The sequence below is a fragment of the Xanthocytophaga agilis genome, from assembly GCF_030068605.1.
GTDB classification, from domain to species: domain Bacteria; phylum Bacteroidota; class Bacteroidia; order Cytophagales; family 172606-1; genus Xanthocytophaga; species Xanthocytophaga agilis.
Window position 1 is genome coordinate 250,953 of the sequence record NZ_JASJOU010000008.1, and the last position, 12,666, is coordinate 263,618.

A 12,666-nucleotide genomic window follows, 5' to 3' on the forward strand; every position below is an offset into this window, starting at 1 on the left:
TTTATATACTATCGCTGTCTCTATAGGCAGCGATATATTTATTTCTTTATATCTAATTCAGTAAAATTTCTGCACATATAATGAATATGAATTTTTTGACTAAAAGCATTCCTGTAGCAGGGCTTATTCTGCTTACAGCCTGTGGAGGAGATTCTGACAAAAAAGCGGCTCCACCCAAACCTATTCAAAGTATTGTCTTTCTGGATAAATCAACAAGTGCGGGTGGCGGATTTACAGAATTTGCACTTCAAAAGTACAATCGGACACTCAAAAACCTGGTAGCCACTAATATCAGAAGTAAAGGTGACCGGTTGGACATCTACTATATACATGAGAATACAATCAAAGCAGAAGCATTCAGTGGAACCAGTCAGGCAGCTGTAAGTGAAGACACTACAGACATGAATCCTACTGATAAAGAAGCTATTGTCAATGACTTTGAACTTACCTTACGTAAAGAAAGAACCGAGTTTCAGAATCAGGCACTTAAACACTTACTTACAGAAAACGCTACTGCAACAAATCAGCAAACAGATATCTGGGGTACATTAGAGGTAATCAAACGGATTGCAGATACATCATCTATTGTAAATGTGTATTATCTGAGTGATATGATCGAAAGTGCCAAAGGGGCCAACCGCCGTGATTTTCATACTACTCCGCCACAAACCCGTGAGCAGGCGACAGACTGGGCAAAAACAGATGCAGAGGTACTGAAAAAAGAGTATGGCTCTATCCCGTATGACAAAATTACTATACATTTTGTATTGCCATTTGAACCTACCAGTACCTCAAAAGAAAATAATCCGAATGTAACCTATTATTGGGAAACTCTCTTCGAGTTGTTAGGATATAAGAAACGTGTAGAAGAAATTAATTAACCAAGCACCTTATCAAAAAACGGGCATGAAGAAAGTCAATCTTCGTGCCCGTTTCTTTTTGGTGGAATTCAATTCTTATACTTTTCCTACCACATACGGAGTTGTTGTAGGTTCAGGGCTTCCCTGCTCATCCTCCAATGTAATAGCAAAAGCCTGTGCCTGCAATGGAATAGATTTCATTGTAAACAGTCCTTTTTCCTGAGTAGGTGCAAACATGCCAGCATCCAGTTTTTTATCTCCTACAATTGCCCACAACTGATATTTCTTTCCTTTAGGCAAAGGCGGCAGTTTATTGGCTGCAATGTACAGATTACCTTTTTCAGGATGCCAGTACAGAATTACCTCAGCATTCATTTTAGGATCTGTTGTCTGCAGATTCACCACCTTATAGTCGGGATTACTCACAACAGAAGCCGTCATCATGGCTGGCTTCATTTTTTGTTCAAGCTCTTGATTGTGCTGAGCCAATTCAGTCCGTTCGGTTGTTACCTGAGCCAGCTGAGTTTCAGTTTGCTTCCATTGAGAGAATAAATATATATTACCCAGAATGCTAAAACCAAGCAGAATACTTGCTGCAGCAGTCCAATAGCTATATCGATTCTGTTTCTGGATATTTTCTGCATATGCAATCACATCTTCAGAAATAAATGCCTCTTTATCTTCCTTCTCTGTCTTTTCTATACTAAGAAACGGACTGGCTAGAGATGCTTTGGAATCATCTTCTTCTGCTTCCAGAGCATCCAGTCTATTCATCACTTTATCTTTCAAAGAATGAGGAGGTGTTTGTGTAAACTGAGAAGCATAAACCTCTAAGGCACCACGTATAGATGCAATCTCCTGCCGGATAATCTCGTGCTCATCAGCCAATGCCTCTATTTCCTGATTCTCTTCCGGAGAAGTCAGGCCTAGTACATAACTTTCAAGTATACCAGACGATATGTAAGTCTGAAGGTCCAATTTAATTTAATTTAACAATAACAAGTAACCGATGATTTCTCTTTATAAAACAATCCTGAGTGACAATACTGTACTGTAGTTTAACTGTATTCATGTAAAAGAAGCTATGGGAAGTCTATCTTCTCATCAATAAGCTCCCTCAGGTGACTAATTGCCATCTTTACACGTGTTTTAACCGTACCTAATGGCATGTTCAGTTCTGTAGCAACTTCGCTTTGTGTATATCCTTTAAAATACAGATATTCGATAATCAGACGATGTTCAGGCTTTAGCTGAAGTACATACTTCTCCAGACCGATATGGTCTATTTCCTGATTAACATTAGCCTGCTTATCTACCATACTTACGTTTTGGTCTACATCCTGGATTTTGGAGTTCTGCTTAAAATCCTGAGAACGCACCTTATCAATAGCCGTATTTCTGGCAATATTTAATATCCATGTAAACAAAGTACCTTTTGTCTTTTCATAGGAAGAAACATTTCTCCATATTTTAACAAAAGCTTCCTGTACTACATCTTCTGCAATTTCTTCTGATTTAACAATTCGTAATACGACCCCGTATAAGGCTCCCGAGTATTTATCATACAAATACTCAAACCCTTTACGATCATGCTGTTTTAGCATGACTATCAGTTCGTTTTCTGCTATAGTAACGGATCGTGACAATGCTTCCTTATTTCGTGATGGGTGAAAATACTGGATATATTTCGAAAAACAAATTGGATCATAATTCATTATCAATATATGATGATGAATCAATCAGATATTTTATCTAATCCAGTTTCTTTTGAAAAATGATACATATATTATATACAGTAACTATGCCTACTTACTTATGAGCACTTTACTCATCAATTTCGGATATTATAACTTTCTTATGTAGTTATTATCCATCAATTGTATCTCATTCATTTCTATCATCTCCTGTAGTACTTCCAATACTTCATTCTCATTTGAAACAGCCAGAGTACGAATCAGTTCGGAAACAGGCATTGCATTACTATTCAGTAATTGCTGTATCTGCACTCTGTACTGTTGTGTCTTAGCAGGCTTTTCGCTTTTTCGTTTTTGTGAACAAACATCACAAATGCCACACTCTGTATCTATATATTCCCCAAAATACTCCAATAATTGTAAGGTTCGGCATCTTCTGTTTTCACTGACATAGCGAATAGCTGCCAGAAGTTTTTCTTCATCTCTGTTTTTACGCCATATTAGTTGCTTCACATCCAAAGGAAGCCTGGCAGCCTCATGCCGAACAGTAGTAAAAATAAGCTGCGGTTTATTTTTCTGTTTCTCATAAATCAGCACATTCGACTGATGCAGATACAACAGTAATCTCTCAATGGTTGCTGAGTCTGTCTGCAGGTAATCGGCAAGTTTTTTTTCAGAGATCATTGTAAAATTATTAAAAATATCTCCTCCATACATTCGCAGTATTGTCTTGATCAGCGGATCATACATACCGTTGGCTACCTGAAATTCATAAAGTCCCTTTTTGTCTATAGTAAACAGAATTTTTGAAGGATTGTTAAAAGCCTCCGTCAGTTGAACGAATCCCTCCTCTTCCAGGCGCTTTATCGCATAAAACGTTTCCTGTGCTGGCAATTGATATGTTTTACAAAAGTCTTCAAAATCAAAATCATAACTAGCCAGATACCCTCCACCTGTTGCCACCTGAAAATAATTCGCTATTGCCTGATACACCTGTCTTAACATATCTATTGATGGATAGTTCTGTTCCAGGGCAGTCTTCATATTCTCCAGATCCATATCATTATATAGTGCCACAGCATAGGCTTTCTTTCCATCTCTGCCAGCCCGGCCCGCTTCCTGATAGTAGCTTTCCAAGTTAGCAGGTATATCTATATGAATAACAGTTCGCACATCTGGCTTGTCAATCCCCATTCCGAAGGCATTGGTGGCAACCATGACCCTTGTCCGACTTTTAATCCAGTTGTCCTGTTTAGCAGCACGTTCTTCATTTGTTAATCCTGCATGATAATAGTCAGCTCTGATCCCTTGCCGGCTCAGCCAGTTTGCCAAATCCTGTGTCCGTTTGCGGCTACGTACATATACTACAGAGGAACCAGGTACTTTCTGTAGTATATCAACCATTTTTCGTTCTTTATCTTCCAGTGAAAAAACAGAATAGGATAAGTTCTCTCTGGCAAAACTACCAGCAAATATAGAGGCCTCGCGTAAAATCAGCTTTTCAATAATATCTTTTCGTACTTCCTCTGTTGCAGTTGCTGTTAATGCAATGATAGGAACAGCAGGCACCAACTCACGTAGTTTGGCAATTTGCAGATAAGGAGGACGGAAATCATAGCCCCATTGTGAGATACAATGGGCTTCATCCACAGCAATCATACATACTTTCATTTGCCGGAAACGTTCTATAAATATTTCTGTACGAATACGTTCCGGAGAAACATATAGGAACTTTACAGAACCAAACCGACAATTATCCAATGTAATATCAATCATACGCCGGGTCATGCCCGAGTAGATGGCAGCAGCTTCTATACCTCTTTTCTTCAGATTTTCCACCTGATCTTTCATCAAAGCGATCAGTGGTGATATCACAATGCAAACCCCCTCCATTACCATCGCTGGCACTTGAAAACAAATAGATTTCCCTCCTCCTGTAGGCAGCAAAGCCAGGGTATCTTTTTTATTCAGGACAGATTGAATTATATTCTCCTGAAGTGGTCTAAAAGCATCATATCCCCAATACTGCTTTAAAATGTCATGGATTATAGCCATGTATTCTCAATAAATCTGTAAACACTACAATAGACTACATCAAAGGTAGGAAGGAAAAAACAAAAAAGGGAAAAGGGCAAGGACCAAGATTTTGGGAAAACAAATACCAGTACTTTTAAAAAAATATATTCAGACTCTGAAATATGTGTTATTGACCAAGATACCAACATTATGTAACTACAACTTCACTGAATAAAAGGCAATTGGCTACAGAACGATCTTTTATTTCATTTCTCCTTTCCTCAATTTATTCAATTCTACACCTTTTCTGTCATCATCTGATTTTATAAAAATGCGATTTTCTATAAAAAAAGAGAATTTCGGCGGTCACTTTTGTCAATTTCAGCGGATATATATAAAAAAACTTACATCTGTAATTTATCTGTCATATATAACCATTACTACCATGTTATTCACATCCACCTCCCAATTAGCAGCCTCTTTGCTCCAAGAAGAAAACATGTTACAGGAAGCACAACAACTTGCAGTAGAAAGCGGTGTAGACTTTCCTGTTCACAGTAATATCATCAGCCACCTGATTGCCCTTAAAGTACAGGGAGAAGAAAAGTTTCATATAAGCCTGCAAAGACGTGAGATTTTCCAAAACAAGATTCAAAGACAGAAACAAAGCTTGTCTACTTTGCATCAGACATACAATAAGTTTCAGGAGCTGTACAAAAACTATCAATCTATGATCCGGAAGGACAAATAGTTTATTCTCATTTTTTGACAGATAAAACAAAAACTTCTAAAAAAATTTAGAGAGTATCTGATATTTTCCATAATATTGCACCCCCGCTTTCGAAAAGAGCCAAAAATAAAAAAAGAGAGGAATAACCCGTTATTTAACGGATATTCAATTCGGGATGTAGCGCAGCCTGGTAGCGTACTTGCATGGGGTGCAAGGGGTCGCTGGTTCGAATCCAGTCATCCCGACTGAAAATATCGAACAAAACCGCTTAAAACCTAGTTTTGAGCGGTTTTTCATTTTAGAGCTTTTGGGGTTATTTTTGCTTTTTTCGGGTTATTTTTGTTACTTTTGTTACTCCCTTGTTACTCGGAGGAATAGAACAAAGACATCTTAATCCTTAGTCTTATGATTACGATCCGTTATAAACCTCTCAAAAATGGAAAGTACTCCATCTACCTTGACATCTATGTTCAGGATGCTACAGGTAAAATGAAACGAGAATATGAATTTCTAAAAATTTATGTATCCGAAGACTATAGTGTAAAAAAACGTCTTAAAGACGCAGATAAAGAATCTGTCTTATATGCAGAAGGGATAAAAGCTAAAAAAGAACTAGAGTTCCTAAACGGCAATTATGGCCTTATAGAAAAGAAAGCTGACTCACAAGCAGACTACCTTACCTTTCTAACAAGGGAAGTAAAACGAAAAACTACGAATGTAGATTACAATCTTGCCCTTCTGAAACATACTAAAGTCTTCTTAAAAGATAAGCAACCAACATTTGCTGAGATTACCCGTGATTGGTGTGAGGATTTTAAGAGTTATTTACTCAAAAACGTAAGTCAAAATACAGCACGATCCTATCTACAAGCGTTGAAATTATTTCTGAACATTGCTATTGATAAAGGTTTTTTGCTAATAAACCCTATGCAGAAAGTAACGCTTCCCAAACTCCAGGATGTTGAGCGTACTACATTAGACATAGATGAATTGAAACTCCTTATCCAAACTCCAACTAAGTTCGGCTATCATATCCGGGAAGCATTTCTATTCTCCTGTTTTACTGGCTTACGCATCTCAGATATTCGATTACTCAAATGGTCAGATATTCGAGATAATCGAATTTATTTACGTCCAGCAAAGACTTCCGAAAAGATAGCCATCCTCCCTCTCACTGAAAACGCCAAAGAAATTCTCAACTCGCTAGAAAAAGAACATAACAACGATCTTGTATTCTACAAACTAACTATCAATAAAAGTACCTTACGCAAGCACTTGACTCGTTGGGGAACGAAAGCTGGTATCAAACAAAATCTACACTTTCATGCAGGGCGACATACCTTTGCAACAATTGGTATAAGTAATGGTATTGACTTGTATACTATGAAAGAAATGTTGGTACATTCAAAAATTGACATGACAATGGTATATGCTAAGATTGTAGATAAAAAGAAAGTGGAAGAAGTTGCTAAATTCCCTAAACTGTCCCTCAAGTGATTTTACTCTATCAATAAATAATAAGAAAAACAAAAAAATCCAACCCAAGTTGGGTTCAGGTTGTGTTTATCTTACTTATTTATTCGATTTTTTTGTGGCAAAACTAATCTCTGCCACAATGGAAAATATCATTCTATTTCCTATTCCGCTTTCACAAATAAGGGAATTGATTAGAGAAGAAATGCGATTAGTACTTCAAGAAGAATCTAATCAGGTTCACTCTTCACAACCCGAACCAAATGAGATCTTAACAATTGATAAAGCATCTCAATTTGTCAGTTTAGCAAAAGCAACAATTTATGAGCTGACCTCAAAACGACAGATTCCTTTTTTCAAAAAGGGTAAGAAATTGTATTTCTCAAAACAAGAGCTACAAACTTGGATGTTAGAAGGGAAAAAGAAAACAACAGCAGAAATAGATTTAGAAGTAAAAAAATACTCAAAGAACAAGAACCATTAATAGCGCTAAACTAATAAGTGAGCTAACAAAACAATGTTTGGAACGCATAGAAAAATTGAAAGTATTATACAAAGGCACCTGACTCATAATCAGGTGGTCCCTGGTTCGAGCCCAGGCTGGCCCACCTAATAATCAAAGGGTTACGATTTGAAAAAGTCGTAGCCCTTTTTTCTTGCCCAACAATTTGCCCAACATCTGCATCTCTTAAATTATTTTTCTCATCGATATTTAGTTACAAAACTAGATATACCTGTCTGACTTTTTTTCTTAGGATTACGAAACTCAATAGTTAACCATCCCTAATAATAGAGTTGACACCTGGTTATAAAAAGAACCTGGTATTGTTCTGAAGCTTTACCAATATAGAAATTAGGATAAAATTAGAATTTGATTTGGTGGGCATCTGCTAAAAATGCCTACCTGTAGGGAGTAGACCCGAACCGGAGCACATCCGGTCAAGCGAAATTCTCTCCCCATGGAAAAAATAAAATTTGGTTTATACCTTTGGATACTTTTCTTCATTTCCATCGACAGCACCTTTGACTTTGTTAAAAAGATCAGCAAAAGTATTATCAATAGTTTCTTTACTTGTTGCTGGGAGATCAGGCTTTCCAGATATTAGCTTCATGTATGTATCAAAAACTTTTTGTATCTCTAATTGCTCAGCAGTTGTATTTAGAGTAAGTCGGATAGTATAAGATAGATTAGTTAAATCTTCATGATACTTTTGAATATGTGATCGATAAGTATAGTTAGTATAATCTTCTAAAGAAGCATCTACCAAATCAGCAGAGTTCAAAAACTCTATATCTTTCTTATCATATTTATCTTTAATACCATAAAAGCTATTATTAAGCTCAAACCCCATAGTAAAGAATTTGCTAAATAACGTTTTCAATTCTTGTTTTTGCGTTTTGATATTCTCAAAATATCTTTTTTTATCTTCCGCAGATCTATTGGATTCTATCTGGTGATATAAATTTTCAGTCGTGACCTTTAACTGTTCTTTGAGATTGGTCGCCCCTGCCTCTAATTGAGATTTTAAGTTTTTCTCACTTGACGCTATTTGTTTGCTCGTATTATAGGCAGTTACAAATGTTGCGAATATAGAAGCACCCACAAGTAGTATAGTAGACAAAGGGATATCCCAAGAACCTTCCTTCGGGCTTTGACCTGTTGATCCGCTCTGATTCTGAGTGAAGCCAAAAGTAGATAGACCTAAGCATATCATGAGTACTAAAAATATTTTTTTCATAGGTTGATTTTTTATAAAGGTGGAATAGATACTAAAAGTAAACATATAAATAAGTGACCGAAAAAGGTACTTAAAAAAGTGGATGAAAATAGCCTTTTTTCCTATCAATTTAGTGGCCAGCACACCTGACCGAAAAACGAGCGTTTTTCGGTCAGGTGTGATTATAAAAAATACTTAGATTATATTTATCTTGTAAGAATCAAAGAAGATATATATGAAAATATTTAGCTTAATAAACTTTATCTATTTTGAATTAACATATTTTGTAACCAAAAAAGAATGGTTATATAATAGTACAAATGATGTAATCATAATAAAACATAATGATTTATACATCAAAAAAAGTATTAGGGTATGGACATATATTTGTGATGTAAAGAATGGTTTGTTAACCGTTCTTTCAGTTGTTGTAATGCTCTTTTTTTTAGCTCTTATTGATATTGATATCTCAACTTTTTTAACAATAGGAACAGCCAAATTATTAATTGATCAACGCATATCAAACGTTGCAACTATTATTAGTATGACGTTAGCTGTAATAGGATTCTTATTGGGGAATATCGCAGTTAAAGAACCTTTTGCTTATAAAATCCTTTTTAAGAGATCTGGATTCTACCCGATTATTTTCTATATACTTACAACACTTATTTACTTATTGATTATTTCAACCTTGAGAGATTTTCTATCAGAAGGTCTTTTCATACGTTTGGTATTAACAGGAACATGTTTAGTTATATGTATCCCAATATTCATTGGTTACTTATTCAAGGCTATTATAGACTTTACTAATTCAACAAAAATCCATTCATTTCTCAAAGAAGAATTATTAGTGGAGACAAAAGACACACTGAGAAATGAGTTGGTAAATAAATATAGCAGACAGATATTTAAGGCATCACTTGAATCATGTTGGTTAGTTGAATTGTCCCAATCTATAAGTAATTCAAATATCAATGAAACAGCAGAAACAATAATTTGTGATATAAATATTGGCAAAATAAAAGAATTTATAAAAAGACAAGAATCTAATACTAGAAGGTCTTATGAACCTTTATTTATTGATAAAGAATTTACTAAAAATACTCAATACATTTTGGGGCAAACTCTTTTGCCAGAAGATCGTGAGAGGCTAAATTCTTGTATACGATTATCACAAAAAAGAGAAAAGGAAGAAAGTATACTAAGAAGCTATTACGTATATAAGTTGAATGAAGCTGCAAATACAAGTAATAGTAAGATTCTTGATCAAATACTTGCTATACAACTCGAACTAATAGAACTAGAATTGAAACATAAGTAATTATGAATACTACAAATAGAATTGATAGAGAAATTTTTGATGCATGTATTAAAGCAATAGAAAGAAATGATACAGAGATATTTAAATCACTACTCAATTTTGTAGAAAATTTTTGGAAACTAAGTATACAATATCAATCAATTACTCACTTTGATCAATATATATATTTTCCTTCCTTTGCTTATGAACATGCGTATAATCTAAATAAGAATAGTACAAGATACTTAGATTTATATAAACTGTGTTCACAACGTCCAATATCTACTTTAAATAACATTATTTCTTACAATCTTGAAAAACATGATAAAAAAGCCTTATTAGATAATTTTATTTATTCTGGCATTTGTGAGTTGAATCGGCTATTATATTATACAGTAAGAAACAAAGATGTGCTTACATTCAGGTATGTGGTAGATGAACTAATAAGATATAGTGGTAAGATTGACTATAATCTGCTTACTCAATATCGATTTCATATCATTATAGGTATAAAATTTTGGATACTATTCCTATATAGCAAAGATCAAATTACAGAAGGTAGTGTATTGAATTTTTTAGATTCTATTCCATTAAAAAATTATTATAGCCTCGATAATCAAAGCTATAATCGACAATATAAGTTAAAAGATTTCACAGAAGCTTATAAGATGAATAATGATTATCTTGATTGGATAAACTGGGATTATATACAAACTGATTTATCTATAGAACATAGTCGACCAGATCCAAGTTCATGGTTAGTTTTTGGCTCTTTTATTGATTTAATACAAAATGATAATCCTAAATTGGATGCCACATATTTCAAATACAATATATTATTTCCATTTAAGGGAAAAGGTTCTGGCTATAGAGAAATACAAATCTATGGTGAACAATTAAAGAGTAATCTCGACAAATGGATGAATGTTATAACTATGTATCCTATGTATAAAGATAAAGAAAAGAAAGGGGTAGATCGTAAAACTAGACTAAAACAAAAAATAGATGAAATATTAGAACATTTCAATTTATAATTGCATTATAAGATAGGAATCCTACTTACAATTTACTACAGGTAATTCTTTCCAACGAGTAGTAAATCGTTTGCTTCGCATAGTTGATAACATTTGCCACTCTTGGGTAGTACCATTACTTGCTAAAAACACACTTCCTTGCCCCCATCGTTTGTTAATCTTGTCTATTACTTTCATTAAGGCAGGGTTTGATGGGCGTTCTTCAAATAGTTGAGTTTGTTGATATTTAGCAGATACAATCCCATTCAATACTATACCAGCTTTTTTATACTCTATTCCTTCCTTAAAGATCTTCCTCAAACCTTCTAAGGCATAATGTGCTAAAATTCTACTATCAGATGAAGGAGAAGGCAGGGTGATAGTAATACCGGCATTGAATGGATTAGTTTTGTGTTGAGAAGATTGGATAAAAATAGAAAGTACAGCCGCAACAGTTTCTTCCGTCCGTAGTTTTTCGGCTGCTTTACTGGCATAGGTACTGACTGCCTCTGAAAGTTCCCCTAGTTCAGTCACAATTTTACCAAAACTACGACTCACGCAAATAGATTGCTTTGGGCGTGGTACAAGTTCCATCTCAATACAAGAAGTCCCGTTTAGTTCTTCAATGATCCTTTCACCAACAATACCGCCAAGATGTTTTTTTGCCCAGGCTCTGCGGACTCGTGCCAAATCAAAAGCATGTGTAATCTGGTAAGAATGCAGTTTTTTAGCGTACTGCCTACCTATACCCCACACATCTTCAACCTTTGTCTGTTTCAAAGCTTCTTTCCATTTCTCTTCTGTATCCAGGAGCAATACACCGGATGCAGTTTTATCTTTACGAGACATCTTTTTAGCTAGGTGATTGGCAACTTTGCTTAGGGTTTTTGTTGGACCAATTCCAACACAAGTTGGAATACCTAAATCCTGCAGAACGGTTTGACGAATTTCTTTACCATATTCCAATAAATCCCATCTCTCAAATCCATTGAGAGATAAAAAACATTCATCGATAGAATATATTTCAATTTCATCGCTGAAGGTTGATAGTATATTCATCATCCTTTGCGACATATCCCCGTAGAGAGCATAATTGCTGGAGAGTGTTTTTACATTATGCTCTTCTAAAAAAGATTTTATCTGGAAGTAAGGAACTCCCATCTGTACACCTAGATCTTTCGCCTCATTTGACCTGGCGATTACTGAGCTATCATTGTTACTTAATACAATAACAGGTTGTCCTTCTAGTAAAGGATTAAATACACGTTCACACGAGACGTAAAAATTATTGCCATCAATTAAAGAAAACAATCACTTTTAAATTTATAGTAGCAGCCTATGACCTATTTAAAAAGCAGCTGAGAATGCCTTTATCTTTCCACTCAAGCCAGTGTTAAGAAAAATTATTAATTGCTGATGTCACTACTCCCCAAACTTTGAAACTCATATCTTCAGTGATAAGAATTTCTTTAAAATCTGAGTTTTCCGGACTTAGATAGACTTTTCGATTTTCAATTTTGAGTCTCTTACATGTAAACTCATTATCCAAAACCGCAAGTACTATACTTCCATCCTTAAACTTTTTTGACCGGTCTACAATGATAATTGCATTATCAAAGATCCCGCAATCTTTCATTGAATTTCCAGAGACTCTACAATAAAATGTTGAATGTGTGTTTTGGATCAACATTTCATTCAAATCCAAATGACTATCAAGATGATCATCAGCGGGTGAAGGAAATCCGGCTGTGTAGACTTGACTGATAGAGTGGCAATTTGACCTGATAATCAGATGTGGGCTTGCACACCTGAATTATCTTGTAAGCATTGGCAGGTAGAATATCTAACCTTTCAATGCGAGA

The 12,666-nt window shown here is 35.1% G+C and carries 12 protein-coding genes and 1 tRNA gene; 7 read left to right on the forward strand and 6 right to left on the reverse strand.

The window, feature by feature from the left end; genetic code table 11:
* The first annotated feature begins 86 nt into the window (after positions 1–86).
* Complete coding sequence (locus QNI22_RS22525; protein ID WP_314514097.1) at positions 87–881, forward strand: hypothetical protein; 795 nt, start codon at positions 87–89, stop codon at positions 879–881.
* A gap of 75 nt (positions 882–956) precedes the next feature.
* Here QNI22_RS22525 and QNI22_RS22530 read toward each other — a convergent pair whose 3' ends face one another.
* From QNI22_RS22530 to QNI22_RS22540, 3 genes are all read right to left on the reverse strand, one after another.
* Positions 957–1,838, reverse strand: a complete 882-nt coding sequence (locus QNI22_RS22530; RefSeq protein ID WP_314514098.1) for an anti-sigma factor — start codon at positions 1,836–1,838, stop codon at positions 957–959.
* 104 nt (positions 1,839–1,942) lie between these two features.
* Positions 1,943–2,575 carry an RNA polymerase sigma factor gene (locus tag QNI22_RS22535; protein ID WP_314514099.1) on the reverse strand — a complete coding sequence of 211 codons (633 nt, stop codon included), beginning with the start codon at positions 2,573–2,575 and terminating at the stop codon, positions 1,943–1,945.
* A gap of 129 nt (positions 2,576–2,704) precedes the next feature.
* Positions 2,705–4,609 (reverse strand): RecQ family ATP-dependent DNA helicase, encoded by a 1,905-nt coding sequence (locus QNI22_RS22540; RefSeq protein ID WP_314514100.1) that lies wholly within the window; start codon positions 4,607–4,609, stop codon positions 2,705–2,707.
* 406 nt (positions 4,610–5,015) lie between these two features.
* Here QNI22_RS22540 and QNI22_RS22545 point away from each other — a divergent pair, with 406 nt between their 5' ends.
* The 4 genes from QNI22_RS22545 to QNI22_RS22560 all read left to right on the forward strand — a co-directional run bounded on the left by QNI22_RS22545 (position 5,016) and on the right by QNI22_RS22560 (position 7,257).
* On the forward strand, positions 5,016–5,321 hold the full coding sequence (locus QNI22_RS22545) for a hypothetical protein (protein ID WP_314514101.1): 306 nt from the start codon (positions 5,016–5,018) through the stop codon (positions 5,319–5,321).
* Positions 5,322–5,471: 150 nt separating this feature from the next.
* Positions 5,472–5,545: transfer RNA gene (locus tag QNI22_RS22550), tRNA-Pro, on the forward strand.
* A 160-nt stretch (positions 5,546–5,705) separates the two neighbouring features.
* Complete coding sequence (locus QNI22_RS22555) at positions 5,706–6,797, forward strand: site-specific integrase (RefSeq protein ID WP_314514102.1); 1,092 nt, start codon at positions 5,706–5,708, stop codon at positions 6,795–6,797.
* Between the two features lie 118 nt (positions 6,798–6,915).
* A complete protein-coding gene (locus tag QNI22_RS22560) occupies positions 6,916–7,257 on the forward strand; it encodes a helix-turn-helix domain-containing protein (protein WP_314514103.1) in 342 nt (113 codons plus the stop codon).
* Positions 7,258–7,753: 496 nt separating this feature from the next.
* Here the strand turns inward: QNI22_RS22560 and QNI22_RS22565 are convergent, their stop codons facing one another.
* Complete coding sequence (locus tag QNI22_RS22565) at positions 7,754–8,512, reverse strand: hypothetical protein (RefSeq protein ID WP_314514104.1); 759 nt, start codon at positions 8,510–8,512, stop codon at positions 7,754–7,756.
* Between the two features lie 214 nt (positions 8,513–8,726).
* Here QNI22_RS22565 and QNI22_RS22570 point away from each other — a divergent pair, with 214 nt between their 5' ends.
* Both QNI22_RS22570 and QNI22_RS22575 read left to right on the forward strand, forming a co-directional pair.
* Complete coding sequence (locus QNI22_RS22570; RefSeq protein WP_314514105.1) at positions 8,727–9,812, forward strand: hypothetical protein; 1,086 nt, start codon at positions 8,727–8,729, stop codon at positions 9,810–9,812.
* A 2-nt stretch (positions 9,813–9,814) separates the two neighbouring features.
* Positions 9,815–10,825, forward strand: coding sequence for a hypothetical protein (locus QNI22_RS22575; RefSeq protein ID WP_314514106.1), 1,011 nt, complete (start codon positions 9,815–9,817; stop codon positions 10,823–10,825).
* Positions 10,826–10,846: 21 nt separating this feature from the next.
* Here the strand turns inward: QNI22_RS22575 and QNI22_RS22580 are convergent, their stop codons facing one another.
* Both QNI22_RS22580 and QNI22_RS40335 read right to left on the reverse strand, forming a co-directional pair.
* Complete coding sequence (locus tag QNI22_RS22580) at positions 10,847–12,115, reverse strand: Y-family DNA polymerase (RefSeq protein WP_314514107.1); 1,269 nt, start codon at positions 12,113–12,115, stop codon at positions 10,847–10,849.
* 82 nt (positions 12,116–12,197) lie between these two features.
* Positions 12,198–12,596, reverse strand: a complete 399-nt coding sequence (locus QNI22_RS40335; protein ID WP_419836240.1) for a LexA family protein — start codon at positions 12,594–12,596, stop codon at positions 12,198–12,200.
* Between the last annotated feature and the right edge of the window lie 70 nt (positions 12,597–12,666).